This is a genomic window from Thiocystis violacea (genome assembly GCF_016583575.1).
GTDB lineage: Bacteria > Pseudomonadota > Gammaproteobacteria > Chromatiales > Chromatiaceae > Thiocystis > Thiocystis violacea.
In genome coordinates this window covers 18,409-43,792 of record NZ_NRRG01000012.1, presented here as the reverse complement: position 1 = coordinate 43,792, position 25,384 = coordinate 18,409, and the positions used below count along the sequence as shown (strand labels likewise).

Genomic DNA, 25,384 nt, shown 5'->3' with positions numbered 1-25,384 from the left:
CTTGCGGGATTGACAATTATCAACCCGCTCGACTTCGCCATCGTCGAAGTCTCCGTAACAGGGAGTCCCGGCCAACGGAAAGGCGCTACAACCACCCAAGCCGTAAGTCCAACCCAGTCGTGATGGAGGATTCGCAATGCCCACAGCCCAAGTCGCTGGCCGCAGTCTGGAATTCAACAAACAGGGGCATCTCATGTCCTTCGGGGAGTGGGATACCGAGATCGCCTCGGCCCTGGCCGAGGAAGAGGGCCTCGACCTCTCCGAGTGCCACTGGAAGGTCATCCACTTCCTGCGTCAGTACTACGACACCCATGAAATGCCGCCATCGCCCAAGGTGATCATCAAGGCCATCGGCAACGATGTGTCCGCGCATGTCCCCTGCACCCGCAAGCATCTGGAGTCGCTGTTCCCGAACGGGGGCTGCAAGCAGGCGTGCCGGGTCGCCGGACTGCCCAGACATTATTGCCACTCCTGCTGATCCCCGGCCCCGAGCGCGAGGCCGGCGCACCCGCGTCGACCCCGCGCTCCTCCCCAGCGTAAAAACCTTGCGCCAAGCTGGGCGTTGCGCGACACGGCGGCTTGCCTATAATCACGCCCATTCGTGATGAACGCTGTACAACGGAGAAACCAAGCATGCCGACCTACGATTACCGCTGCGACACCAACGACCGCGTGATCGAGGTGTCCCATCGCATGAGCGAAAACCTGAGCAACTGGGGCGAGCTGTGCGAACGCGCCGGCGTCGAGCCTGGCGACACCCCAGCCGACGCCCCCATCCATCGACTCGCCACCGGCGGAAACATCATCTCCAGCACCCGCATGGGCAGCGGCAACGCACCTGCCTGCTCCACCGGCGCCTGCTGTTCCGGCGGCATGTGCGGCCTGAATTAACCGACACGCCTCGGTCGGGTCGAACCGACCGAGGATGACCACGTCAGAGTCCGAACCCAGCGCCCACTGAATGTGGCTCAAATCGCCGGATTCAGGATGTGGCGCTCCCGGCCGAATCCGAACCCTCCGGCGCCATCAGCCGCCGCCGTCCACGCTCGATCGCGGCTCGCACCTGGGCCGGCGCGGTGCCGCCGATATGATCCCGCGCGGCGACCGAGCCCTCCAGCGTGAGTACGCCAAAGACATCCTCGCCGATCGCCGGCGAGAACCCGCGCAGTTCATCAAGCGTCAACTCCGCCAGATCGCGCCCCTCGCGCACCCCAAGCCCAACCGCCTTGCCGACGATCTCGTGGGCGTCGCGGAAGGGGATGCCCCGGCGCACCAGATAATCGGCGAGATCGGTGGCGGTGCTGAAGCCCTGTTTGGCGGCGGCGCGCATGCGTTCGCGGTTGCAGGTGACATTGCCCATCATGTCCGCGTAGACCTTGAGCGAGCCCTTGAGGTTGTCGACGGTGTCGAACAGCGGCTCCTTGTCCTCCTGGTTGTCCTTGTTGTAGGCCAGCGGCTGGGATTTCATCAGGGTCAGCAAGCCCATCAGATGACCGAAGATGCGCCCGCTCTTGCCGCGCACCAGTTCGGGCACGTCGGGGTTTTTCTTCTGCGGCATGATGGACGAGCCGGTGCAGAAGCTGTCGGACAGATCGACGAAACCGAACTGGGCCGAAGACCAGAGGATCAGCTCCTCGGAAAAGCGCGACAGATGCATCATGAGGATGGCCGCGTCGGCGGTGAATTCGATCGCGAAATCACGATCGGAGACGGCGTCGAGCGAGTTCTCGGCCGGGCGGTCGAAGCCGAGCAATTCGGCGGTGTAGTGCCGGTCGATGGGATAGGTGGTCCCGGCCAGCGCCGCCGCGCCGAGCGGCATGACATTCATCCGCCGACGACAGTCCGCCAGCCGATCACGGTCGCGTTCGAGCATCTCGAACCAGGCCAGCATGTGATGCCCGAAGGTGATCGGCTGGGCGACCTGTAAATGGGTGAAGCCGGGCAGAATGGTGTCGGCCTCACGCTCGGCCAGATCCAGCAGGGCCGTTTGCAGACGCAGGATCGCCGCGCGGATGAGATCGATCTCGTCGCGCAGCCAGAGCCGCACGTCGGTCGCCACCTGATCGTTGCGCGAGCGGCCGGTGTGCAGCTTCTTCCCCGCCTCGCCGATGTCCGCCGTGAGCGCGGACTCGATATTCATGTGGACATCCTCCAGCGGGATCGACCAGACGAACGCGCCCGCGTCGATGCGCGCGCGCACCGCTTCAAGCCCCTGGACGATGGCGTCGCGCTCCCCGGCGCTCAGGATGCCCTGGCGGGCGAGCATGCTGGCATGGGCGATCGAGCCCTGGATGTCGTAGCGATAGAGCCGCTGGTCGAAATCGACCGATGCGGTGAAGGCCTCGACGAAGGCATCGGTGGGCGCGTTGAAGCGCCCGGCCCAGGGCTTGGCGGAGGGATTCGGATCTGGCATGAGGGCGTCCAACAGGTGGCAAAGCGACGATTTTACACGCTGCCCGCGTGGATCAGGCGAAGGCGCTCACCCCCTTCATTCAAGAAACGGCCGCGCTTCACAGTTCGAGGACGAGGAAGATCCTAGAATCCAATCGAAACGAGCACGAAGTGACCGGCGGGCGCGGAACAGGGCCTGGGGTTCGGAAGATGGATTCCAGTATTTGTAATGGCTTATCGACCTCGCCTCGCACCCGGACCCGCTGGAAGACAGAACTCGACAGCCACCCGATAGGGAGAAACGTGCCCGAACCCGGCGTCATTCATCGACCGCGAAGGACCACGCCCGAACGACACGCCGCCAGACTCCCAGGCCAGAGCGAGGCTCGTCATCCCGGTCCATTTCGACATCGACTCATCGCTCCATGGATACGAGGATTAGAGATGAAAATTCTGGTTGTTGACGACGAGCCGCCAACACGGGAGTGCCTGCGGCGCCTGCTCGCCGAAACCGATGGTGACCACGAGTTCGCCGGCGAGGCGGCGAATGGTTGGGAAGCCATCGACCACTGTCGCGCCGAGCCGATCGATCTGGTTCTGATGGATACCCAGATGCCGGGGATGACCGGCCTGGAGGCCGCGCGACGGCTGGCCCTATTGGAACGGCCGCCGACCATCATCCTGATGTCTCCGGCGAACACCCCCGCCCCGCTCGGCTGCGAACGTCAGGTGGCCGGGCGCCTGCTCAAGCCCGTGGGGCTCGACCGTCTGCGCGAAGCCCTGCGTCTGGCGCGGACGCTCTCCGGATTCGAGAAGGATCGGGGACGAACCACGGCCATCGGCCCGGAGCGTCGGCGGACCGTCGATGCCTGGTATCGGGGCGGGATCCAGAGCGTCGCCGTCGAGGACATCATCTATCTGCGGGCCGATCAGAAGTACGTGAGCATCCGGCACGCGAACGGCGAATTGCTCGTCGATGAGTCGCTGCGCTCGTTCGAGCGGGAATTTCCGGATCTCTTCCTGCGCATCCACCGCAATGCCCTGGTCGCGCGCGCGCGATTGGGCGGGCTCGAAAGACAGCCGGATGGTTCGACCCAGGTTCAGGTTCGCGATTGCGGCGACAGGCTGTTGGTGAGCCGTCGGCATCTGAGCGAGGTCCGCCGCTGGTTGCGCGAGACCGATCGGGTCGCGAGACCCGTCCGGGATCAGCCCGAGCCCCGCCGCCTGCCGGACCAGATCCAATAGACCCCGGTCAGGGCCGCGATCCAAATCGCGGCCAGCCAGCCGATGGTGCCGTCATAGGCGCCCGCCAGAAACGCCAGGCTGGCCTCATCGTTCCCATCCGTCACTGAGGTTCCCCCGAAATTTAGTCTTCCAAGGGTGACGTAGACTGTCAGTCACACTGGAGACGAAAATGCAGAAGATTCCGAAGCAGGAGTACACCGTCGAGTTCAAGGAACAGGCGGTTAAGCGGGTGAAGGATGGCAAACTGGTGAGCGTGGTGGCCAAGGAGATGGGCTTGGTCGAGCAGACCCTGCGCCACTGGGTCAAGCGATACGATGCCGGCAAGCTGGACGGTCCTGGTGTGCCCAAGGTGGCGCCCGAAGCCATGGAACTCTCGCGCTTGCGCGCCGAGAATGGGCGACTCAAGCGGGAGCTTGAAATCGTAAAAAAAGCGGCGGCGTACTTGGCGCGGGATGTTCTGTGAAGTACGCCTGGATGGCCGAACAAGGGACGGGCTTCGCGCTCGCTGAACTGTGCGCGGCGCTGGCGGTCAGCGTCAGCGGCTATCGCGCCTGGAAACATGGGGGCCTGGCGGATCGCCAGGGGTTCACGGATGTCCAGTGGCTCGCGTTGATCCAGTCCATCCATGTCGAGCTCAAGGGCGCCTATGGGAGCCCGCGAATGGTGCGGGAGTGGCGTGCACGGGGCTTTCCCGCCAGCAAGGAGCGGGGCGAGCGCCTGAGGCGCGAAACGGCCTCCATGGGCGCCATAAGCGCCGTTACAAGGCCACGACCGACTCCAAGCACAGCCTGCCCGTGGCGGATAACGTGTTCGCGCGTGACTTCAGCCCCAACGGTCCGAATCAGGCCTGGACCTCCGACATCACGTACCTGTGGACCGAGGAAGGCTGGCTGTACCTGGCCATCGTGCTGGATCTGTTCAACCGCGAGGTGGTGGGCTGGTCCTTGAAGCCGCGCCTGACAGCCGATCTCGTCACCGAGGCCCTCACCATGGCCTGGTTCCGCCGCCAGCCCGCCCCAGGTCTGCTCCACCATTCCGATCGCGGGAGCCAATACGCCAGCCACGCCTTCCAAGACGAACTCCGGGAATACGGCATGACCCCCTCCATGAGCCGCAAGGGGAACTGCTGGGATAATGCACCCACCGAGAGCTGGTTCAACAGCTTCAAGAACGAGCGGGTCTTCGGGGAGCGCTTCGTCACTCGAAAAGCGATGAAGGCCACGGCCTTTGAGTCCAGTGAGGTGTTCTACAACCGTCGGCGCCTGCACTCCACCCTCGGTTACACCGCCCCGGTGCCGTATCTGAAAAACTGGAGGGAGGCCCAGCAAGCGGAGAATCAGGTAGCATGAGACCGCTTCCTTGGAAGACAAAAAACCGAGGTAACCTCACCCTGCTCGGTCACGCGCACAACGACATCACCGCGCACTAACTCCACGCCGGGTCTGTCGAGGCTGCTGGAAGAGGCCGAACGGGAGCAACGCCCGAGCGCGAGGCTGGCGCTGGTTAAAGTCGGGTGACCGGGTGATGCTGAAGGCCGCTCAGTCGATGGCTGCGCGCGGATTGAAACAAACCCAAAAAAGAAGGCGCTTTTGGCCAAGAAAAAGCTGCTTTGGTAAGCGGCTGAATTTCCATCGAAATATGGTGGCTACGCCCTGACTCGAACAGGGGACCCTCGCATTATGAGTGCGATGCTCTAACCAACTGAGCTACGTAGCCAGGAAAGAAGCGGAATGGTATCGCCCGACACCAATTTCGTCAAATGCCGCTGAGCCGCTGGGTGTGATCAGAACTGATGTGGTGGCGGAAGCTGTCATGCGGCTTGCTTGAGATCACCGCTCCAGTACCGCGACCATTGGCCGTTCGCCCGCACGAGAAGCCGTGCGAGCATCGCTTCGGCGTTGTCTGGAGTCCACCAGGCCCCCGGCCGTTTGAGCCGCGGCTGGACGACGTAGCGGTGGGCGCTTTCGATCTCGCCCGAGCCGATCGGCAGGCCCGCGGCAATCGCACTGGCATCGTCCAGGCGGGCACGGTGGTTGGCGAGGTAGCGGTGACGGGCGCGCACCGGAGCCTCCTCCTCGGGCGCCGGGCTCAATGGCGGCGAGGAACCCCGGCTGTCGCGTAACGTGCCGGGAACGGTGATGGCCGGGAGGCCGGGCTATACTCCCCGCTCAAGACCATGACAATGGGGCGCCGGAGCCCAGCAACCAAATGATCGAGATTGAATATATCGTGAAAGACAGCCGTGGAGTCGAGCGTTTGCGCACGGCCGACAAGAAGGCCGCCGATGCCTATGACCGGATTCTGGAGAATGCCGAGCGTCTGGCGCAGTGGTTGCGTGCCGATCAGGTGTTGCCCAACCTGCCCGAGTCGGAGTTGGAGGAACTGACCATCTATCTGGCCCGCAACGCCCGTGAGATCGAGCAGATCCTCAAGGGCAAGCCCGTGGAACGCGACTCGGACGTGGCGGCGGTTGAGTCGGCGGAGCGGGTGACACCGATCAGGAAGGCCCAACAGGAGCGAAACTGATACCAACCGCCAGAAAGCCATCGCGCAGGCACGACCGGTCGTGCTCCAGTCCAATGAGATGACCAGGGTCGTTCTGAAACAGCGGGTTGCGGATACCATGAGGCCGGGATACGCCTCGTCGCTCAAGCACCCAGATTACGTGAGCCATCGGTAACAATGGTTTGCCGATCACCGGCATTCGCCGCTGGGAGGCCGCCCGTAAGGGGTTTCTTAGGAAACAGAGGGGTACAACTTCCGGTAGTGCCTTGATTCGTAGGATGACGACAAACGAGCACACCCGTGGAGCGGCTTGCCGCCGCGAAAAACCTCGCGTTGGCGCTCATCGCGGCTAAAAGCCGCTCCCACGAAATTCTATCGACTGGGGCGCTACCAGATCAGCGATCAACAATATAGCGGGCTGTGACAGCTTCGCTCCTGTCTGGCACCCATTCCAACGCAGAACACGCCTTCGGGAGGCGGCGCCTGTCAACGACCGTTTCGCGGCCTATGCCAAGGGAAGAAAACCCTTTATCAAATAGGGAATAAGATGTTCATCAAAACTTTACGTGCTCGGCTGTTTCTCTGGATGCTGGGTGGCAGCGGACTGATGTTTCTGCTGGCGTTCGGGGCGATGGCCACATTCACTCAGAACCAAGCCCGCGATCAGGCTTTGGCGATGGTCCGCGACATGGGGGACACCTACGCCAATCGGATCGAAGCCGAGTTCGCGCATTCCTATGCCGTGGCCGAATCGCTGGCCCTGGCGGTGTCGGCCATTCACCAGCGGCAACCCGAGCGGGCCGTCGCCTCGGCGATCAATGCCGCCATCCTCGAAGCCAATCCGCAACTCATCGGCCTGGGCTCCTACTGGGAGCCTAACGCCTTTGATGGGCGCGACGCCGACTTCGTCAGCGTCGCGCCGGAAAACGATCAGACCGGACGCTACCTGCCTTACTGGAACCGGGCCAGTGGGAAGGTCGTCGTGGAACCGGTGACGGATTACGAAACGTCGGATTGGTACAACGTCCCGAAGAAAACCGGTCGACCCTGGGCCAGCGAACCCTATGCCTTTCCCATCGGTGGACGCCCGGTCATGATGGTTTCGCTCATGGTGCCGATCCTGAGCGAGGGGCGTTTCCAGGGATCGGTGGGCGCGGATTATCCCCTTCGAGGGCTTCAGGAGATTCTATCCGAGGTGCGCCCCTTTGGTTCTGGCCAGGCCAGTTTGCTCTCCAACGCGGGCTTGTATGCCAGCCATCCCGACAACGCCCGCCTGGGAAAACCAGCGAAAGACCTGCCCGCCGCGGCCCTCACGGCGATCCAGCAGGGACAACCCTATGAATTTGTCGATGAGGCTGGCTTGATGTCGCTCGTGCGGCCGATCAAACCGGGCAAGGCGCAGAATACCTGGGCGTTACTGCTCACCTTCCCCTTAACGGCGGCCCTGTCCGAAGCCCGCCAGATAACTTGGCTGACAGCCGTGATTGGCGTCGTCGGTCTGCTGATTCTGGCGGCCTTGATTTGGCCGCTCCTGACCCGCCTGATCCGCCCCTTGAAAACACTGGCACAAACCCTGTCCGATTGGGATGGGGATATCGCCCAGCAGGTGACAGTCGAACGCCAGGACGAAATCGGCGTCATCGGTTCCGCCTTCAATACCTTCATGACCCGCCTGCGCGAACTGGTGATGGCGATCGCGCAGGAAAGCCGTCATCTGGACAGGACGACACAGGAGCTCATCGCCGCGACCGAGGCGGTCGTCCAGCACTCGCATCAACAGCTTGAGGCGGCGGGTTCCATGCAGGATGAGATGGACCAGATCGCCCGTTCCATCGCCGAGGTGGCCCAACAGTCGGACCAGTTGCAGGCCCTGGCGCGCAAGACCGGTCATTTAACGGCCAGCGCCTCCGAGACGGTGAATCACACCGCCGAGGACATCGGCCAGATCGACCAGACCATGCAAGCGGTGGCGGAGGGGGTGCGACGACTCGACGAACGCTCCCGCGAGATCAGCACCATCATCAATGTCATTCGCGAGATCGCCGATCAGACAAATCTGCTGGCCTTGAATGCCGCCATTGAAGCCGCGCGCGCCGGGGAGCAGGGGCGCGGCTTTGCCGTGGTCGCCGACGAGGTGCGTAAGCTGGCCAATCGGACCGCTCAGGCGACCAGTGAAGTCGCCCAGACCATCAATACGATCCAACAGGAAAGCGCCCAGGCCGTCAAAACGGTCGGCCTGACCTCGGAACAGGTCAATCGAGGCGTGGCTCTGTCACGGGAAGCCTCCCAGTCCATCGAAACCATTCGCCGGCACGCCGACGATATTCTCACCCGAGTCTCCGATGTCAGCCGACAAGCCAACCAGCAGTCGAGCACCAGTCAGGCACTGTCCAACAACGTCGACAGCGTGGGACATTTAGCCAGGGATAACGACCAGAGCATTCTCTTGGCGCGGGAGCACGTTCAGGGGCTGGCGGTCCTGGCGAAGACACTGCGCGGCTTGGTCTCCCGGTTTCATGGTGTCCAAAACGGGCCAGGGGTGTGAGTCGCCTCCGGCTGACCGTTAACGGGAGACCGAGCCCGTGGGCTTTGGTTCTCATCCTGAGCGATTTGACGGAGGCGCCTCCGGTTCGCGGTCAATCAACGCCAGGTCCGGAATTAACATGGCGTTCACGCCATGCGGCCCCCTTGATTTCCGGGTGTAACCGAAAGGGCCTGTATGGATATCATCCTTGATGGCTAGTCAGGCGGTAGTGTTGATCTGGGTGCCGACGCCATCGGGCAGGCTCTGGAGCAGATGCGTCGCTGTCTGCTCCTGAAGCTCGATGGACTTTTTCAGCACGGCGACGTCGACCGCGCTCTCGACCTTGCCCTGGGCGAGCGAGGTGGCGAGCATGGCGAGTCCGGTCGTCGAGGTGGGAATTTCCACGGTCTGGATCTCCTGGGTTCGCGAGACCAGGCACGGTGCCTGATGCCTGGTCTCCTTAACGGCCCCAGGCTCCAGAACTGAAGCCGGGTCGTCCCGACCCTGTCGCGCGCACGGGCGCGGCATCCTGGTGTCAGGCCAACCCAACCCGCCGATCCCAGACCCCAAAGGGACGCCGCAGGCCTTTGCGATGCCTGACGGCGGGTGATCCATGCCGGGATTTCCGGCGAGGTCACGGCCGAGGGGCTGGCACGGCTTCCGCGTGGGCTGGAGGACACCGCACCCGATCTCCTGCCTCGGCTCGAAGGGGGCCATGACATCCTGCGCCACCTCGATCCCGCGATCACGCACGCCAACCTGGCCGCCATGCTCGAACTGGCCCAGGCGCGCGGCATTCCGGTGGCGCGGATCGGGGTGCCCGAGAAGCGGCTATTCTCCAAGGTGGCGCCCCTCTATCGAGCCCTGGCCGAGACCTAGGATCTCTGCTGGCCGAGGATCCGATCGCCGATCGGCTACGCCAGCGTGCCTACAAGTCCGATACGATCCATTTCAACCGCGAGGGCTATCGCGTCATGGCCGAAGCCCTCGATGACCGACTCGACCGGGAGGGCGCCTGGTGAAGGAGCCGGCGGTCCGACCGAGGCCCCCACCCGATCGCCCATGGCACAGGGCGGCCAAGGTATACACGAGTGCGCCCCTGGAGGCCGCCGAATCGGGCCGGAGGCGGGTGCCGGCACGCCTTCGCGTCGCTTGATAACGATGGGCTAAATCCGTTTACGCCGAGTGCTTCGCTGGGGTATACCTCGGCGAGACGACCGGCCGCGAATCGCCGGAAACCACGGGGTCGGCCCCTGGCCTCGGTTTTTCTGTTCCGTTGCGCCTCAGACCCGAATGGCACTAAGATAAGCAGGCTATTATAAATATCAGCAACTTAGGTGACAACCCGGATTTCGGCTGCCGCAACATCAGCGAATGCCTGCCAGGATCCCCTGGATTCTGCTGGATTCCGTAGCGCTTCGGACTCTCGGGCTGGCCATGTAAGCATCTGTTTTGTATAGATTACGCGCTTATCTTAGCGCCATTCGCCTCAAATCCCGTTTACAGCTTGAGTAGTTACTATGCCGATTATCTGGCGACCACAATTAACGACGGGCGACGAGCGGCTCGATCAAGACCATAAGTATCTCTTCGCCATCTTTAATTGTGTCGAACTGGCCTTGAGCGCACCCGATCAGATGAAACATTTACCGCTTTTTTTCGGGCAACTCTTTGAATATACCGAAGAGCACTTCCTGCGCGAAGAGAAGCTCCAAGTCTCGATCGGTTATCCCGGATATTTAGCGCACAAGATGGCCCATCAGGAAATTCTGGAGCGGTTGAAAGAGGTCAACGACCATCTTCAGAAGATCGCGACCACTCATGGAGGGCTGAATGATCCTGAATTGGTCCGGGGTGGTCTGGATCAGGAGGTACTCAACTTGGCACGCGGCTGGATTGTTGGACACATCGCCAAAATGGATACGGCCATGCTTTCCTATCTGAAGCCCCAGCATACGGGGCCTAAACTCAAGTCCTAAGTCGATGCAAGGTGCCTCGACTTCCGTCACGCGATATCCACCTGGTCCGTCGCGTTCGACCAGGCCCGGATCCCGGCGATCTCCTCGGGGTCGATATCCAGCGAGACCAGGAACGCCTGATGGGCCTCGGGTGCGTGACGCTCGAACGCTTGGTGCCAGCGCCGCATGCCCGCCTCATCCAGGCCGGCGGCGTTCAGCATGGCGATCCACAGCGCCTTGGTCATCGGGCTGGCCAAGGTGGCGCTGTCCGACTTGAGCAGCCGCAGGATCAGCGACTGCTGCTCGCGCAGCTGCTGGATCTCCTGGTCGATGGCGGACAGACGCTGCTCCAGGAGGCCGCGCGGCCCCTCCCCTTCCTGGCGCAGGAGCTGCTGGATCGCCTCCAGGGACAGACCCGCCGCCCGGTAGCGCCGGATCTTCGCCAGCCGTTCCACGTCCGCCGCGCCGTAGAGCCGATAGTTGCCGCCGGTGCGACCGCTGGGCATCAGGAGGCCGATGCTGTCGTAGTAAAGGAGCGTGCCGCGCGCGAGCGCGAAGCGCCGGGCGAGCTGTCCGATGGTCCAGGTGGTGGCCGTCATGGGCTTGGGTCGCTGTCGTCGTGAACGGCGGCCGGGCAAGGGCGCGGCCGCCGGGTGGATCAGGCTGGATCAGCCGGCGCGAATCCGCTGGATCTCCTCGGCCGGGATCCCGAGCCACTCCAGGAAGGACTGATGCTGGTCGGGATGGCGCGCCTCGAAGCACTGATGCCAGCGCCACATCGTCTCGGCGTCAAGTCCGATCGCCTGAAACAGCGCGATCCATTGGTCTTTGGTCAGGGTTGTCTGGGGCATGCGTCGCTCCGTCGTTGGGTTAGTCGGACGTCCGCCGATTGGCGGACACCGGAGCGGAGCTTCAAGTATCCAGTGGTCGTCAGGTCAAGCGGGACGCTTCAGCCTCGTGCGCGGAGTGAGCGGTCAGGAGCGGAGAGCCACCGCATGGCGCCGTGATGGTCCTGACGCCGAGCCGCTAGACGTTGAAGCGGAAATGGATGATGTCGCCGTCCTTGACGACGTATTCCTTGCCCTCCGAGCGCAACTTGCCGGCCTCCTTGGCGCCCTGCTCGCCCTTGCAGGCGACGAAATCCTCGTAGGCGATGACCTCGGCGCGGATGAAACCGCGCTCGAAGTCGGTGTGGATCACAGCCGCCGCCTGGGGGGCCTTGGCCTGCTTGGGGATGGTCCAGGCGCGCACCTCCTTGGGTCCGGCCGTGAAATAGGTCTCCAGGCCCAGCAGGCGATAGCCGACTCGCACGACCCGGTTCAGGCCCGGCTCGTCGAGCCCGAGATCGGTGAGAAATTCCTGTCGCGCGTCCTCGTCGAGTTCGACGATCTCGGCCTCGATCGCCGCGCAGACGGGCACCACCGCGGCCCCCTCCTCCGCCGCCAGCGCCACGACCTGATCGAGCAGCGGGTTGTCGACGAACCCGTCCTCGGCCACGTTGGCGATGTACATGGTCGGCTTGGCGGTCAGCAGGAACAGATCGCGCAGCTCCGACAGCGCCTCCTGGTCCCATCCGAGGGAGCGAACGGGGCGACCGGCATCCAGTTGCGCATAGGCCTGTTCAAGCAGCTCCTTGCGTTTGAGGATCTGCTTGTCGCCCGTCTTGGCCACGCGCTGCGCGCGATCCAGGGCCTTGGCGACCGAGTCCAGGTCGGCCAGGGCCAGTTCCGTGTTGATGACCTCGATGTCGCCCAGCGGATCGATCTTGCCGGCGACATGCACGACATCGTCGTCGACGAAACAGCGCACGACATGGGCGATCGCATCGGTTTCGCGGATATTGGCGAGGAATTTATTGCCGAGACCCTCGCCCTTGGAGGCCCCGGCGACCAGGCCGGCGATGTCGACGAACTGCATCGAGGTGGGCAACACCCGCTGCGGTTTGGTGATGGAGGCGATGACGTCGAGCCGGGCATCCGGCAGCGGCACCACGCCGACGTTCGGGTCGATGGTGCAGAAGGGGTAGTTCTCGGCCGCGATGGCGGCCTGAGTGAGGGCATTGAAGAGGGTCGACTTGCCCACGTTGGGCAGGCCGACGATGCCGCATTTGAATCCCATGGCTTAAATCCGCTCGAAAAAATCCTGTGAGTCTACAGGACTTGCGACGAGCGGCGCTAGATCATCAGGCCGCTCAACCCGACGGGCTCTGGTCGCGATTGTAGCGGTCCTCGAAGCGCACGATGTCGTCCTCTCCGAGATAGCTCCCGGATTGAACCTCGATCAGCTCCAGCGGGATGCTGCCGGGATTCTCCAGCCGATGGGTGGCGCCCACCGGAATATAGGTCGATTGATTCTCGGTGAGCAGGAAGGTCTTGTCGTCGCAGGCCACCCGCGCGGTCCCGGAGACGACGACCCAGTGTTCCGCGCGATGATGATGCATCTGCAAGGAGAGTGACTCACCCGGCTTCACCACCAGTCGCTTGACCTGATAGCGCGAGCCCTGCCCGATCGATTCGTAGGAACCCCAGGGCCGGTGGACACGCTGATGATGCCTGTGCTCATCGCGCTGCTGACTCTGGAGGAATTGGGTGACCGCCTTGACGTCCTGCGCCGCTTCCTTGCTCGTGACCAGAACCGCGTCCGGCGTCTCCACCACGATCAGGTTGTTCACGCCGATCACCGCCAGCATCCGGTGCTTGGCCACCAGCAGATTGTCGTTGGCATTGTGAACGAAGGCATCGCCATCGAGCACGTTGCCGGTCGCGTCCTGCTCGCGCACCTCCCAGAGGGCCGACCAGGCGCCAACGTCCGACCAGCCGACATCCAGGGGCACCACCACGGCGCGCGGAAAATCGGCCGCGTCCCCGGATTGAGCCGCCGCCGAGAGCCGTTCCATCACCGCGTAGTCGATCGAGTCGCTGGGGCAGGCGCCGAACAGATCGGGGTCGAGCCGGAGAAAGTCGCCGTCCAATTGGGCGCTGTCGAACGCCTTGGCCACCGCCTGGGCGATATCCGGCCGGAAGCGTTCGAGCAGATCCAGCCACACCGAGGCCCGGAGCACGAAGATGCCGCTATTCCACAGATACTCGCCCGTCGACAGATAGCGCCGCGCGGTCTCGACGTCGGGTTTCTCGACGAATCCATCCAGCGCGTAAGCCGACCCCGAGAGGCCCTCCATGCGCAGCGCCTGACCCTGGCGAATGTAGCCATAACCGGTTTCGGGCTTGCCGGGAACGATCCCGAAGGTGACGACGGAACCCTCGCTGGCGATCGCGTAGGCATCGGCCACGGCCGCGCGAAAGCCGGGCTCGTTGCGGATGACGTGGTCCGCCGGCATGACCAGCAGCACCGGATCCTCGCCCGGCCCAGACGCGGCGAGCGCGGCCAGCGTCAGGGCCGGGGCGGTGTTGCGGCCCTTGGGCTCCAGGACGATGCGGGCGGGCCGCCGACCGATAAGCCGCAGCTGCTCGGCGACCAGGAAGCGATGGCTGTCATTGCAGACCACCAGCGGGTCGAGCTGGCCGATCGCCAGGCGCGGGTGCTCGGCGCTCAGGCCGTCGATCCGCCGGACCGTCTCCTGGAGCATGGTATGCTCGCTGGTCAGCGGCAGGAATTGCTTGGGATAGGCCTCGCGCGAGAGCGGCCAGAGTCGCGTGCCGGATCCACCGGAAAGAATGACGGGTTGCAATAGCATCGCTGGTGACGGGTTCCGTATGAATGGGATGTCCAAGCGGCGAATTAGAGCAATCCAGCCCCATCTTGGTCAAACCAAGAGTCTGATCAACCAGATCGAACCGACCTCATGACCCCCGAACCGATCCAAATGGCGCGCCTGCTGCGCGAGACCGCCGCGAAGTTCGTGATGCCAGGCTGGCACCAGGTGCGCGCCCGACACAAGGCCGATGGAAGCTTCGTCACTGAAACCGACATCGCCTCGCAACGCCATATCGCCGAATCGCTCGGCCGCGCCTTCCCCGACATCCCGCTGCTCGGCGAGGAGATGACCCCCGATGAACAGGCGCGTCTCATCAATGAATCGGAGCGCGGTCTCTGGGTGCTCGACCCGCTGGACGGAACCAGCAACTATGCCGGGGGCTTTCCGGCCTTCTCGATCTCGCTGGCCTTGATCGAAAAGGGCCAGCCGGTGCTGGGCGCCATCCTCGATCCCGTGCGCGACGAATGTTTCACCGCGGCGAGGGGCCGGGGGGCCTGCCTGAACGAGGCGCCCATCCGCCCCTTCGCGCCCAATCCGGCCCTCCGGGATTGTCTGGCCGTGATCGACTTCAAGCGTCTGCCGCCGGACACCCTGGCCAAACTGCTCGGCAAGCCATGCTTCGCCTCGCAGCGGAACCTGGGCTCGGTCGCGCTCGAATGGTGCTGGCTGGCGGCCGGTCGTTTCCAGCTCTATCTGCATGGCGGCCAAAAGCTCTGGGACTACGCCGCCGGACGTCTGATCGCGGAGGAAGCCGGAGCCGCAGCCAGGCACCTGACCCCGGATCGCCTGACACCCAGCCCCGGCCTGAGCCTGGACTCACGCCTCGCCATCGCGGCGGCGAACGAGGAGCTGCTGCACGCCTGGCTCGCCTGCCTGGGCATCGAACCGCCGGCGCCTTGAGAAGCGAAGCCTTTGATTCACTGGCGAATGCCCTCAATTCACGCCGACCAAATACAGGAGGAGGCCAGCCCCCTCCTCCGCTTCCATTGAGGTGTATTCAAATGACCGACGACCCGACCCCGATCGACATGGAGTTGGCCAGCGGCATCGCGGCCTTCGAATCCAAGCAGTTTTCCCGCGCCGTGGGTCTGCTGTCCCCGCTGGCCGAACGGGGCGACATCGACGCCCAGTACCGGATGGCGATCATGGCCCAGAACGGACTCGGCATGCTCCCGAATCCGCTCATGGCCTTCAGCTACATGAAGAACGCGGCGAAAGCGGGGTTCAACCTCGCCCAGCACGGACTCGCCTTCATGTACATGCAGGGAGAATGCACCGACAAAAACCCCGCCAAGGCGATCGAGTGGTTCAAGAAGGCCGCCGACCAGGGGCTCGTCGGCTCGCTGACCACCCTGGCCATGATGTACGAGGAAGGACAGGGCGTGGAGAAAGATCTTGAGGAAGCCAAGCGACTCTACCGACTCGCGGGCTTCGAGGAGCGTTGACGCCCATCCGACGGCCGCGCCCGCGTTGGCGACCAAAGGCCATCCAGCCGCGCGATCGGCCGTTTTCTTCCAGAGGGAGCTACCGCTTCGCCCATCGAGTCGGATATACTCGCCCGCTGCGTTGCCGGGGTGGCGAAATTGGTAGACGCATCAGACTCAAAATCTGACGGGGGCGACCCCATGCCGGTTCGAGTCCGGCCCTCGGTACCAATTTAAAACAAAGGGTTAGGCGGAAACGCCTAGCCCTTTTTGTTTTTAGCGCCTGACCGATGCCAAGCGATGGGGAACCCAGACCAAGGCCGCGATTCGGGAGCGGCGCCACTTCAAAACCGTCGAGAGTCCCCGTCAACCCCTGATCGCCGGATGGGGCATTTCACTCGACCCCGCCTGTTTCGCGCTCGAAACGGCGGAGGCGCGCGATCAACCGCTCGACATCCTCCATCGTCGTCTCCGGATTCATGAAGACGAGGCGCAGATAGCGCCGGCCCTGGAACTGGGTCGAGGTGAGATAGAAGTCGCCCTCGACGAGCAACTGACGGCGCAGTTCCAGTTGGCGCGCATCGGAGCCAGGGAGCCGGAAGCAGAGGATGTTCGATTCGGGAGCCACGGGGACATCCAGACCCTCGATTCCGCGCAGCCACACATAGGCGTCGGCGGTCAACCGATACTGCCGCTCGACATAGTCGGCGAGCCCCTGTTCACCCAGCGCGGCGAGCACCAGGTAGAACTTGAGTCCCAACCCGCTCTTGGTGCATTCGACCGCGCGCGGGAGGAAGTCGAAGCCGGGCTGTTCCTTGTCGTGGAAGAGATAGCTCGCCTCCTGGCTGAAGGCGCTGTCGAGGGTGCGGTGATCGCGTACCAGCAGGGCGGCGCAGACGGCGGAGGTGCGCAGCATCTTGTGGGCATCCCAGGTCAGTGAGTCGGCCAGCTCGACACCATCCAGCAGGTGGCGGTACTCGGTTGAGAGAAGGGCCGAGGCCCCATGGGCGCCGTCGACATGGAACCAGATTCCTTCGGCCCGGCAGAACTCGCCGAGCGGTCGCAGCCGGTCATGGACGCCGACGGCGGTACTACAGGCATTGGCGACCAGCGCCAGGGGTGTGCGGCCATCCGCGCGAACTTGGGCGAGTGTCGAGGGGAGCGCGTCGGGGTCCATGACGCCGCGCGCATCGGTGGGGACCGGGTAGATGTTCCGCGTCCCCAGTCCCAGGATGCCGACCGCGCGCTCGATGCTGTAATGGTTGTTGCCCGGCGCCAGCAGGGCGAGATCATCGCGGTGGCCCTCGCGCCAGGCATCGGGCCGCACGCTCGATCGGGCCGCGATCATGGCCGTCAGATTCGCCAGCGACCCGCCATGGGTCAGCACGCCGCCGCCGAAGCCCGCCGCGCCCAGCCGCTCCAGATCCAGCGGCGCCGGGGTCCAGCCGACCTTTTCGAGCATCCAGTTGATGACGAAATATTCGATGGCGGCGGCGCCCGGACCCATCTCGTAGATCGCCATGGGGTTATTGGTCAGGGCGTCGATCAGCGCCCCGAGCGCGGCGCCGGGATGCGGGGCGGCCACCTGATGTCCCAGGTAGCCGGGCTGGTGCAGATTGATGATGGTCTTGAGATAACGCCCCATGAAGTCCTGCAGCGCCTCGCCCTCCAGTCCGCCCTGGCGGGCGAAGTGGTCGAGTCGCAGTTCATCGATCAGGGTCGCCAGGGGTCGCTGTGCCAGCACGGGCACGGCGCGGGCGCGCGCCTGGGCGACCTGGCGATCCAGTGCGGTGGCGACGATGTCCAGGTCCGAGCGGAAGGTCATGGGCGGTGACGAGGGTGTAGTGGTGTAATGGGAAGGTGATGATGGTAAACCCCATTCCGCTCATCTGGAATGGATAGCCCCGCGGGGAAGCGACCGACTGGCCTCTGTCGGGCGCCATCGCCCTGGCCGGATTCCTCGCTATCTCGGTCGAGCCGTGGTTTTGGCGACTGAAGCAGGCCAACCGGACGATCGAGCCTAATGGAAGGAAGGCCCCGTGACAGGATGACGCCTCGCGACGGGGCATCGAAAACCGCTATCCAGGAAGCCGAACACCATGCCATTCAATACAAAAGCCCTGCGGATGATCCTGCTGATCGGCCTCGCCACGGCGGCCCAGGCCGACGACAGCACCCAGCCCCCGGTCGGCTCGGGCAACCCCGTGCCTGACCTCGCCATTTGCGCCGGCTGTCACCAGGCGAATGGCGGGGGCGTCGAGGCGCTCGGCGCGCCGCGCCTGGCGGCGATGGGGGCAAGCTACCTGGCCCAACAGATCGCCAACTTCAAGGACGGTCACCGCCAGCACAGCCTCATGACGCCTTGGGCGAAGCTCCTCACCGAGGCCGAGATCCGGGCCATGAGCGAGCATTTCGCGGCCCTGCCGCCCGCCAGCAATGCCGAGCCGCCCGCCGACGTCGATCCCGAAATCGGCCGGCGTCTGGCGCTTTACGGCGACTGGCCGGGGCGCCGGCTGCCGGCCTGCGGGCAATGCCACGGACCCTTGGGGATCGGTGTTGGCGAGCACTTCCCCGCCCTGGCCGGTCAGCCCTACAGCTATCTGGTCGGACAGTTGACGGCCTGGACCAGCGGCGAGCGCGGCGGCGATCCGCTCGGCATGATGGGCGCGATCAACGCCAGGCTGTCGGTGGCGGAGACCCGGTCGGTGGCGGCCTTCTATGCCTCGCTGCCGGCCGCCAGGTCGGTGGATCTCGCCGGCCGGATCAACCGGGGCGAGATCCAGCCCGAAGCGGCGACGACGCCGACACCAGGGCCAAACGCCGCGCCGGCGCCGCATCCGGGCCAGGTAACCAGTGGCCGCGCGCCTGGGCCGAGCGGACATTTCACGCCGCCGGCCAGGGACGACAAGCCCAGCGACGCCTTCGGCGAGATGGTCGCGCTCGGCGAGGCCATCTTCACCCATACCGACAGTCACGCGATCTCCGGCCAGTACGTCGGCAATCGACAGGTCTGCGAGGACTGTCACCTGGACGCCGGCCGGCTCGCCGACGCCGCGCCCATGTGGGCCGCCTGGGTGGCCTATCCGGCCTATCGCGCCAAGGACAACCGGGTCAGCACCATCATCGAGCGCATCCAGGGCTGCTTCACCTACTCGATGAACGCCCAAGCCTCCGAGGTCGGCCATCCGCCGACCGCCGAGAGTCAAACCATCCATGCGCTGGCGAGCTACCTCTATTGGCTTGCCACCGGCGCGCCGACCGGCGACAGGACAATGCCGGGGCGCGGCTATCCGAAACTGGCCGAGACCGAGCTGGGGTTCGATCCGGACCGCGGCGCGGCGGTCTACGAGAGAGCCTGCGCGATTTGCCATGGCGCCGACGGCGAAGGGGGCCAAGCCGGCGACCAGAGGGTGTTCCCGCCGCTGTGGGGGGCGAGCAGTTACAACTGGGGCGCGGGGATGCACAACATCGACACGGCGGCCGCGTTCATCAAGACCAATATGCCGCTCGGCAACTTCCTGGAGCTGAGCGATCAGGAGGCTTGGGACGTCGCGGCCTTCATCAACGCCCAGGAACGCCCGCGCGATCCGCGATTCACCGGCGATCTGGCCGAGACCACCGCGCGCTTCCATGACAGCCGATTCGACTACCACGGCAAGCGCGCGGGACCGGACGGCCAGCCACTCGGCGCATCCGAGCCGAAGCCGGCTCGCTAGCCTGGCGGTCGGCGGTCCGGGCGGCCGACCCATGCGGCCGTTTCGACTAACCCCAGGGCTCGACGCATGCCCCGCCAGTCGCTGGGGTTTTGGTCCGATTCCGGAACCGATGCGACCAGGCCGTAGCCCAATTATCAGATAGTCATCACTCTTGACGTCGAGCCGGTCTGGAGGCCCTCTCGCCGCCATCGCCAACAGGCCGTACGCCCATGAACGCCGATTTCGCCGCGCTTTTGTTCAGGGAATCGCCCGACGCACTGATCGCGACCGACACGGAGGGACGGGTGCTCTACTGGAGTCCGGGCGCGGAGACCCTGTTTGGCTACGCCAGCGAGGAAACGGCGGGACGCCGACTGAGCGATCTGGTCGGAGTCACCGACAGCGCCGGGAAGGACCAGTTCGTCCGGCGCGAACTGCTGGAACAAGGGTCCATCAGCTACGAATCCCTGCGTCACCACAAGGACGGTTCGCTGATCTATGTCGCCGCGACCGGCAAGGCGATCCGCGCCGGGGACGGCCGCCTCGAATGTCTGCTGTTCGCCAAGAAAGACGTGACCCGGATGAAGGTCATCCGCGATGCCAAGCTGGTGGACGCGCGTTTCCGCGAGCTGCTGGAGTCCATGCCCGACGGCATCGTCATGGTCAATCTCACCGGCCGCATCGTGTTTTCGAACGCCCAGGCCGACGCCCTCTTTGGCTACGACCGGGGCGAACTGCGCGGCCAGCCGATCGAGACCCTGCTCCCGGAGCGCTTCCGGGCCGCGCATGTGGGACATCGGGTCAATTACTTCAACCAATTGCGCACCCGCGCCATGGGCATGGGGCTGGATCTCCATGGCCGACGCAAGGACGGCAGTGAATTTCCGGTGGAGATCAGCCTCAGCCCGCTGGAGACCGAGGAGGGCACGCTGGTCTCCAGCGCCATCCGCGACATGACCGAGCGCAAGCGTTTCGAGCGGACCCTGCGCGAGCAGAACATCGCCCTGGAACAGGCCAGCCTGGCCAAGGACACCTTCCTGGCCAGCATGTCGCACGAGCTGCGCACCCCGCTCAACGCCATCATCGGCTTCACCGGCACCCTGCTGATGCGCCTGCCCGGCGCGCTCAACCCGGAGCAGGACAAGCAGCTCACCACCATCGAGTCCAGCGCCAGGCATCTGCTGTCGCTCATCAACGATCTGCTCGATCTCGCCAAGATCGAATCCGGCAAGGTCGAGATCAATCCGCGACCCACCTTCTGCGGCGCGGTCATCGAGGAGGTGGCCAGCGCCCTGCGCCCGCTGGCGGAGGGCAAGGGATTACGCTTCGAGATCGCGATCTGTCGCGAGGATCTCCAGGTGTGCGTCGACCAGCGGGCCTTCAGTCAGATCCTCATCAATCTCTGCAACAACGCCATCAAGTTCACCGGCGAGGGCCGGGTGGGCATCGCCTGTGTCGAGCACCACGGCCACGACCAGGACGAGGTGGAGATCCAGGTGTCCGACAGCGGCGCCGGCATCCAGCCGGAGGATCAGGCGCGGCTGTTCCAGGCCTTTACCCAGCTTGACGCCTCCACCACCCGCCGCCACGAGGGCACCGGGTTGGGGTTGTACCTCTCGCGCAAGCTGGCCGATCTGATCGGCGCGCGCATCGGTTTTCACACGGAACCGGGCCAGGGCAGTACCTTCACCCTGACCCTGAGGGAGTACCAGCCATGGCAAGGATCCTGATCATCGAGGACCATCCGGACAACCTGAGACTCATGGGCTATCTGCTCCAGTCCTTCGGACACGAGACCCTCGACGCTCATGACGGCGAGGAGGGGCTGGCGCTGGCCGAGAGCACCGTCGGGCTGGATCTCATCGTCTGCGACGTGCATCTGCCGAAGCTCGACGGCTACGAGGTGGCCCGTCGGCTCAAGGCTCACCCGAGACTGAGCGGCACGCCGCTGGTGGCGGTCACGGCCCTGGCCATGGTGGGCGATCGCGACAGGGTGCTCGCCGCCGGCTTCGACGGCTATATCGCCAAACCCATCGCGCCGCGTGAATTCGTCGGCCAAGTGGAGGGATTCCTGCCGGCCGTGCTGGCGGGGCGTCGCGCCAGTCCCGCCGAGACGTCGGAGCATCCACCCGAGCCGGTCGCAAAGACGAGCACGGAAGGCGCTCGCGTTCTGGTGGTGGATGACATCTCCACCAACCGTAACCTGGCCCAAGCCACCCTGGCGCCCTGCGGCTATCGGGTCACCCTGACCGCGGATGTCGCGGAAGCCCTCGACCTCCTGGCACGACAGCCGTTCGATCTGATCCTCTCGGACCTGCGGATGCCGGTCGACGACGGCTTTCACCTGCTCGCCGCGGTCAAGGCCGACGCCCGGCTGCGGCATCTGCCCTTCCTGATGATCAGCTCCTCCGTCTGGGGCAAGCCGGATCAGGAACGCGCCCTCGCGCTCGGGGCCTCGGCCTTCATGCGGCGGCCGGTCGAGCCGAGACGGCTGCTATCGGAAATCGAATCCTGTCTGAAGAAGCCTGGGGACTGAGCCCGTGGACAGCGCGCGCACCATCCTCGTGGTCGACGATCGAGCCATCAACCGGGAGTTCCTGGCCTCCCTGCTCGGCTACGCGCACTACGAGGTCATGCTGGCCGCCGACGGCGCCGAGGCCCTGAGGCTCGCGACCCGGTCACGTCCGGACCTGGTCATCACCGACGTCCTGATGCCCAACATGGACGGCGTCGAGCTGGCCCAGCGGCTGCGTGCCGATCCGCTCACCGCCCCGATTCCGATCGTCTTCTACACCGCCACCTATCGTCTGGAGGAGGCGCGCGAACTGGCCAACGCCAGCGGCGTGGAACGGGTGATCGCCAAGCCGGCCTCGCCCGCCGCCATCCTTGAGGCAGTGGCGGAACTGGTGGGGCGTCCGGCGCCCGACGCGCGCGACGACGCCATGGCCGCGCCGCCCGGCGTCCCGCCCGGCCTGCTCGGGGGGCTGGCATCGAACCTGAGCGGGCTGGGCGAACTCCAGGGTCTGCTGCAACGGATGCTCCAGCAGGGACAGTCGCTGTTGCAGGAAGGCGGGCGGGCGCGGGAACTGTCCGCGCACCTGGAGCAGTCGCTGGGCGCCGCTCAATCGCTTGGGCTGCGACTGACGGCGCTCATCGAACTGGGGCTGGAGCTGGCGTCCGAGCGCGAGCCCGGCCGACTGCTGGAGCTCTTCTCCCGCGCGGTCCAGGACATCATGAACGCTCGCTATGCCGCCGCCGCCCTGCTCGACCGCGGCGGCCGGGTCACCCATCTGGCGACCCGCGGCCTGCCCGACCCGGTGCGCGCGGCCCTGACCAGCCAACCCCCGAGCGGCCTGATCGCCCAGGCACTGCGCGGCGGGACGCCTCAATGCGTGCGCGACTGGTCCGGCCAGACTCCGCCGCCCGGTCTGCCGCCGGGCCATCCGCCCCTGCGGACCCTGCTGGTGCTGCCGATTCGCTCGGCGTTGCGCACCTATGGCTGGCTCTATCTCGCCGACAAACTGGGCGCCGGCGACTTCGTGGACGAGGATGAACAGATCGCCGCCACCTTCGCCGCGCAGCTCGCCCTGGCCTGCGAGAACCTCGCGCTCTTCGAGGACGCCCAGACCTATGCCCGCCAGTTGGAACAGGAGGTCATCGAGCGGCGCGCGAGCGAGCGGCGCTTCCGGCAACTGGCGGAGAACATCCGCGAGGTCTTCTGGCTGACCGATCCGGAAGTATCGGAATTCTTCTATGTCAGTCCGGCCTACGAGGAGGTCTGGGGAAGATCGCGCGCCAGCCTCTACGCCGCGCCCACGTCCTGGCAGGAGCCGGTGCACCCGGATGACCGGGAGGCGGTGCGCACCGCCATGTCGCGCATGCGCGAGACCGGGCGGGTCGATATCCTCTTCCGGCTGATCCACCCCGATACCGGCATCCGCTGGGTCAATGCCCGCGGCTTCCCCATCCGCGACGATCGCGGCGCGCTGATCCGGGTCGCCGGACTGGCCGAGGACGTGACCGAGAAGAAGCAACAGCAGGACCGGATCGCCCGACTCAACCGTGTCCACAGCCTGCTGTCCGGGATCAATGCCGCCATCGTGCGGATTCACGAACGCCAGGCGCTGTTCGACGAAACCTGTCGCCTGGCGGTGGAGGAAGGCGCCTTCACCCTGGCCTGGATCGGTCTGCTCGACGGCGAGACACTGCGCCCCCTGGCCTGGCGGGCGCGCGATCCACCCATGCGCGCCCAGGGGCTGCGTCTGATCGAACGCGAGGCCGACGCCTCCGAGGCGCGAGCGGTGCTCGACAGCGGCCTCGGGACCGTCCGCGACGATCCCCGCCGGGGCGATCCCGACCCGGATCACTGGATCGAGACGCTGGATTTCCATTCGCGGATCATCCTGCCCCTGAGCCTGGACGGAGCGACCATCGGAACCCTGATGTTCTACGCGCGCGAGGCCGATTTCTTCGACGCGGAGGAGCGACGTCTGCTCGATGAACTGGCGGGGGACATCTCCTTTGCCCTGCGCTACATCGCCAGGGAAGAACGCCTCGACTACCTGGCCTACTACGATGTCCTCACCGGCCTGCCCAACCGCCGTCTGTTCGTGGACCGGCTCGATCGCTTCCTGCAAGGTTCCCAGTACCCGGACCAGCGGGTGGCGGCGATCCTGGTGGACCTGGATCATTTCAAACAGATCAACGACACCCATGGCCGCCATGTCGGCGACGCGCTGCTCAAGGCGGTGGCCGACCGTCTCACCAGCGCCATCGAACAACCTTCCAGCCTGGCGCGCGTGGGGCCGGACACCTTCGCCATCGCGCTCGCCGCGCTGCCCGAATCGACCGATGCCCTGGGGATCATGAAGCATCGCATCCTCGATCCACTGGAACCCGCCTTCGTCATCGCCGGCACCACCCTGCATCTGGGCGTCCACGCCGGCATCGCGCTCTATCCAGGCGACGGCGACGATGGCGAAACACTCTTCGTCCATGCCGAGGATGCCCTCCGGCAGGCCCAGTCATCCGGCGAGCCCTATCTCTACTTCGCCGCGGACGCCAACGCCCGCATCGCCGAGAAGCTGGAGCTGGAGGAGGACTTGCGTCAGGCCGTCGAGCAACGGCGGTTCGTGATCCACATCCAGCCCAAGGTGAGTCTGCGCGATGGCGCGATCGTCGGGGGCGAGGCGCTGCTGCGCTGGAATCACCCGGTCCGGGGGCTGGTCCCTCCCGCGAGCTTCATTGCGCTGGCGGAAGAAACTGGGCTCATCGTCCCGATCGGCGAATGGGTGCTGCGCACCGTCTGCGCCCAACAGGCCCTGTGGCTGAAACAGCATCGCACGGTGCCGGTGGGGGTGAACCTCTCGGCGGTGCAGTTTCGCGCCAGCCGGGTGCTGGATCTGGTGCGCGACGCGCTCGGGGTCTGCGGCCTGGCGCCCGGCTATCTGGATCTGGAACTGACCGAATCCCTGGTCATGCAGAATCCCGAGGAGGCGGCCCGAATCCTGGGTGCCTTGCGCGAACTGGGCGTGAGTCTATCGATGGACGATTTCGGCACCGGCTATTCGTCGCTGGCTCAACTGAAGCGCTTCCCCTTCAACACACTCAAAATCGACCGCGCCTTCATCATCGATATCGTCCATAACCCCGAGGACGCCGCCATCGCCACCGCGATCATCACCCTCGCCCGGCGCCTGGGCATGAACGTGGTGGCGGAGGGCGTGGAGACGATCGAGCAGCTCGAATATCTGCGCGAAGCGGGGTGCGACGAGATGCAGGGCTACCTGTTCAGCCAACCGGTACCGCTGGACGACTTCGAGGCCATGCTCATGGCGGAGCGACGGCTGGATTTACCGGCCACCAGCGCTTGCGCCGAATGACGCCAGAACCAGGCGCGCAAGGAATTCGCGCCGATCGTTTTTCGA

At 65.0% G+C, this 25,384-nt stretch carries 20 protein-coding genes, 2 tRNA genes and 2 pseudogenes; 15 read left to right on the top strand and 9 right to left on the bottom strand.

Annotation, left to right across the window (positions count from 1 at the left end; translation table 11 throughout):
• Positions 1–136 precede the first annotated feature (136 nt).
• Together CKO27_RS08395 and CKO27_RS08390 are read left to right on the top strand one after the other, a co-directional pair.
• A complete protein-coding gene (locus tag CKO27_RS08395) occupies positions 137–478 on the top strand; it encodes a TusE/DsrC/DsvC family sulfur relay protein (RefSeq protein ID WP_200374433.1) in 342 nt (113 codons plus the stop codon).
• 155 nt (positions 479–633) lie between these two features.
• Positions 634–891 carry an FmdB family zinc ribbon protein gene (locus CKO27_RS08390; protein ID WP_200374432.1) on the top strand — a complete coding sequence of 86 codons (258 nt, stop codon included), beginning with the start codon at positions 634–636 and terminating at the stop codon, positions 889–891.
• 91 nt (positions 892–982) lie between these two features.
• On the opposite strand, the gene argH is transcribed toward CKO27_RS08390, so the two are convergent.
• Positions 983–2,413, bottom strand: a complete 1,431-nt coding sequence (gene argH, locus CKO27_RS08385; RefSeq protein WP_200374431.1) for an argininosuccinate lyase — start codon at positions 2,411–2,413, stop codon at positions 983–985.
• A 422-nt stretch (positions 2,414–2,835) separates the two neighbouring features.
• On the opposite strand from argH, the gene CKO27_RS08380 reads away from it, so the two are divergent.
• Positions 2,836–3,636 (top strand): LytR/AlgR family response regulator transcription factor, encoded by an 801-nt coding sequence (locus tag CKO27_RS08380; RefSeq protein WP_200374430.1) that lies wholly within the window; start codon positions 2,836–2,838, stop codon positions 3,634–3,636.
• A 169-nt stretch (positions 3,637–3,805) separates the two neighbouring features.
• Positions 3,806–4,985: pseudogene (locus CKO27_RS08375) on the top strand (IS3 family transposase).
• 290 nt (positions 4,986–5,275) lie between these two features.
• On the opposite strand, the gene CKO27_RS08370 reads toward CKO27_RS08375, so the two are convergent.
• Positions 5,276–5,352, bottom strand: a tRNA-Met gene (locus CKO27_RS08370).
• A gap of 94 nt (positions 5,353–5,446) precedes the next feature.
• A pseudogene (locus CKO27_RS08365) lies at positions 5,447–5,713 on the bottom strand (ISKra4-like element ISTvi1 family transposase); the annotation flags it as partial.
• A 131-nt stretch (positions 5,714–5,844) separates the two neighbouring features.
• On the opposite strand from CKO27_RS08365, the gene CKO27_RS08360 reads away from it, so the two are divergent.
• Both CKO27_RS08360 and CKO27_RS08355 read left to right on the top strand, forming a co-directional pair.
• Entirely contained in the window at positions 5,845–6,162 is a 318-nt protein-coding gene (locus CKO27_RS08360) for a YebG family protein (protein WP_200374428.1), read from the top strand.
• 526 nt (positions 6,163–6,688) lie between these two features.
• A complete protein-coding gene (locus CKO27_RS08355; RefSeq protein ID WP_200374427.1) occupies positions 6,689–8,686 on the top strand; it encodes a methyl-accepting chemotaxis protein in 1,998 nt (665 codons plus the stop codon).
• 198 nt (positions 8,687–8,884) lie between these two features.
• Here the strand turns inward: CKO27_RS08355 and CKO27_RS08350 are convergent, their stop codons facing one another.
• Positions 8,885–9,070 (bottom strand): putative motility protein, encoded by a 186-nt coding sequence (locus CKO27_RS08350; RefSeq protein WP_200374426.1) that lies wholly within the window; start codon positions 9,068–9,070, stop codon positions 8,885–8,887.
• A gap of 201 nt (positions 9,071–9,271) precedes the next feature.
• Between CKO27_RS08350 and CKO27_RS08345 the strand changes: the two genes are divergently transcribed.
• Complete coding sequence (locus CKO27_RS08345; protein WP_200374425.1) at positions 9,272–9,544, top strand: SGNH/GDSL hydrolase family protein; 273 nt, start codon at positions 9,272–9,274, stop codon at positions 9,542–9,544.
• Positions 9,545–10,185: 641 nt separating this feature from the next.
• Positions 10,186–10,644, top strand: a complete 459-nt coding sequence (locus CKO27_RS08340) for a bacteriohemerythrin (protein WP_200374424.1) — start codon at positions 10,186–10,188, stop codon at positions 10,642–10,644.
• A gap of 26 nt (positions 10,645–10,670) precedes the next feature.
• Here the strand turns inward: CKO27_RS08340 and CKO27_RS08335 are convergent, their stop codons facing one another.
• The 4 genes from CKO27_RS08335 to CKO27_RS08320 form a co-directional block, all read right to left on the bottom strand.
• Positions 10,671–11,222: a MerR family transcriptional regulator gene (locus tag CKO27_RS08335; RefSeq protein WP_200374423.1), complete on the bottom strand. Its 552-nt coding sequence runs from the start codon at positions 11,220–11,222 to the stop codon at positions 10,671–10,673.
• Positions 11,223–11,291: 69 nt separating this feature from the next.
• Positions 11,292–11,474, bottom strand: a complete 183-nt coding sequence (locus tag CKO27_RS08330) for a MerR family transcriptional regulator (RefSeq protein WP_200374422.1) — start codon at positions 11,472–11,474, stop codon at positions 11,292–11,294.
• 175 nt (positions 11,475–11,649) lie between these two features.
• Positions 11,650–12,741, bottom strand: coding sequence for a redox-regulated ATPase YchF (gene ychF, locus CKO27_RS08325; protein WP_200374421.1), 1,092 nt, complete (start codon positions 12,739–12,741; stop codon positions 11,650–11,652).
• Positions 12,742–12,814: 73 nt separating this feature from the next.
• Positions 12,815–14,317, bottom strand: coding sequence for a mannose-1-phosphate guanylyltransferase/mannose-6-phosphate isomerase (locus CKO27_RS08320; protein ID WP_200374420.1), 1,503 nt, complete (start codon positions 14,315–14,317; stop codon positions 12,815–12,817).
• A 108-nt stretch (positions 14,318–14,425) separates the two neighbouring features.
• On the opposite strand from CKO27_RS08320, the gene CKO27_RS08315 reads away from it, so the two are divergent.
• The 3 genes from CKO27_RS08315 to CKO27_RS08305 all read left to right on the top strand — a co-directional run bounded on the left by CKO27_RS08315 (position 14,426) and on the right by CKO27_RS08305 (position 15,993).
• The gene (locus CKO27_RS08315; RefSeq protein WP_200374419.1) at positions 14,426–15,238 is read left to right on the top strand and encodes an inositol monophosphatase family protein; all 813 of its coding nucleotides are present in this window, start codon (positions 14,426–14,428) and stop codon (positions 15,236–15,238) included.
• A gap of 101 nt (positions 15,239–15,339) precedes the next feature.
• Positions 15,340–15,783: a tetratricopeptide repeat protein gene (locus CKO27_RS08310; RefSeq protein ID WP_200374418.1), complete on the top strand. Its 444-nt coding sequence runs from the start codon at positions 15,340–15,342 to the stop codon at positions 15,781–15,783.
• A gap of 123 nt (positions 15,784–15,906) precedes the next feature.
• A tRNA-Leu gene (locus tag CKO27_RS08305) sits at positions 15,907–15,993 on the top strand.
• Positions 15,994–16,156: 163 nt separating this feature from the next.
• On the opposite strand, the gene CKO27_RS08300 is transcribed toward CKO27_RS08305, so the two are convergent.
• On the bottom strand, positions 16,157–17,587 hold the full coding sequence (locus CKO27_RS08300; RefSeq protein ID WP_200374417.1) for a pyridoxal phosphate-dependent decarboxylase family protein: 1,431 nt from the start codon (positions 17,585–17,587) through the stop codon (positions 16,157–16,159).
• Between the two features lie 274 nt (positions 17,588–17,861).
• Between CKO27_RS08300 and CKO27_RS08295 the strand changes: the two genes are divergently transcribed.
• The 4 genes from CKO27_RS08295 (at position 17,862) to CKO27_RS08280 (ending at position 25,339) form a co-directional block, all read left to right on the top strand.
• Entirely contained in the window at positions 17,862–19,478 is a 1,617-nt protein-coding gene (locus CKO27_RS08295; RefSeq protein WP_200374416.1) for a c-type cytochrome, read from the top strand.
• A gap of 209 nt (positions 19,479–19,687) precedes the next feature.
• Complete coding sequence (locus CKO27_RS08290; RefSeq protein ID WP_200374415.1) at positions 19,688–21,187, top strand: PAS domain-containing hybrid sensor histidine kinase/response regulator; 1,500 nt, start codon at positions 19,688–19,690, stop codon at positions 21,185–21,187.
• On the top strand, positions 21,172–21,993 hold the full coding sequence (locus tag CKO27_RS08285) for a response regulator (RefSeq protein ID WP_200374414.1): 822 nt from the start codon (positions 21,172–21,174) through the stop codon (positions 21,991–21,993). The genes CKO27_RS08290 and CKO27_RS08285 overlap by 16 nt, the downstream gene beginning before the upstream one ends.
• Positions 21,994–21,997: 4 nt before the next feature.
• The gene (locus tag CKO27_RS08280; RefSeq protein ID WP_200374413.1) at positions 21,998–25,339 is read left to right on the top strand and encodes an EAL domain-containing protein; all 3,342 of its coding nucleotides are present in this window, start codon (positions 21,998–22,000) and stop codon (positions 25,337–25,339) included.
• Positions 25,340–25,384 lie beyond the last annotated feature (45 nt).

What these genes read in the sequence shown, in the direction of transcription:
- CKO27_RS08395 (WP_200374433.1), top strand. Translation starts at nt 137, where the DNA reads ATGCCCACAGCCCAAGTCGCTGGCCGCAGTCTGGAATTCAACAAACAG.
- CKO27_RS08390 (WP_200374432.1), top strand. Translation starts at nt 634, where the DNA reads ATGCCGACCTACGATTACCGCTGCGACACCAACGACCGCGTGATCGAG.
- argH (WP_200374431.1), bottom strand. Translation starts at nt 2,413, where the DNA reads ATGCCAGATCCGAATCCCTCCGCCAAGCCCTGGGCCGGGCGCTTCAAC.
- CKO27_RS08380 (WP_200374430.1), top strand. Translation starts at nt 2,836, where the DNA reads ATGAAAATTCTGGTTGTTGACGACGAGCCGCCAACACGGGAGTGCCTG.
- CKO27_RS08360 (WP_200374428.1), top strand. Translation starts at nt 5,845, where the DNA reads ATGATCGAGATTGAATATATCGTGAAAGACAGCCGTGGAGTCGAGCGT.
- CKO27_RS08355 (WP_200374427.1), top strand. Translation starts at nt 6,689, where the DNA reads ATGTTCATCAAAACTTTACGTGCTCGGCTGTTTCTCTGGATGCTGGGT.
- CKO27_RS08340 (WP_200374424.1), top strand. Translation starts at nt 10,186, where the DNA reads ATGCCGATTATCTGGCGACCACAATTAACGACGGGCGACGAGCGGCTC.
- CKO27_RS08335 (WP_200374423.1), bottom strand. Translation starts at nt 11,222, where the DNA reads ATGACGGCCACCACCTGGACCATCGGACAGCTCGCCCGGCGCTTCGCG.
- CKO27_RS08330 (WP_200374422.1), bottom strand. Translation starts at nt 11,474, where the DNA reads ATGCCCCAGACAACCCTGACCAAAGACCAATGGATCGCGCTGTTTCAG.
- ychF (WP_200374421.1), bottom strand. Translation starts at nt 12,741, where the DNA reads ATGGGATTCAAATGCGGCATCGTCGGCCTGCCCAACGTGGGCAAGTCG.
- CKO27_RS08320 (WP_200374420.1), bottom strand. Translation starts at nt 14,317, where the DNA reads ATGCTATTGCAACCCGTCATTCTTTCCGGTGGATCCGGCACGCGACTC.
- CKO27_RS08315 (WP_200374419.1), top strand. Translation starts at nt 14,426, where the DNA reads ATGACCCCCGAACCGATCCAAATGGCGCGCCTGCTGCGCGAGACCGCC.
- CKO27_RS08310 (WP_200374418.1), top strand. Translation starts at nt 15,340, where the DNA reads ATGACCGACGACCCGACCCCGATCGACATGGAGTTGGCCAGCGGCATC.
- CKO27_RS08300 (WP_200374417.1), bottom strand. Translation starts at nt 17,587, where the DNA reads ATGACCTTCCGCTCGGACCTGGACATCGTCGCCACCGCACTGGATCGC.
- CKO27_RS08295 (WP_200374416.1), top strand. Translation starts at nt 17,862, where the DNA reads ATGCCATTCAATACAAAAGCCCTGCGGATGATCCTGCTGATCGGCCTC.
- CKO27_RS08290 (WP_200374415.1), top strand. Translation starts at nt 19,688, where the DNA reads ATGAACGCCGATTTCGCCGCGCTTTTGTTCAGGGAATCGCCCGACGCA.
- CKO27_RS08285 (WP_200374414.1), top strand. Translation starts at nt 21,172, where the DNA reads ATGGCAAGGATCCTGATCATCGAGGACCATCCGGACAACCTGAGACTC.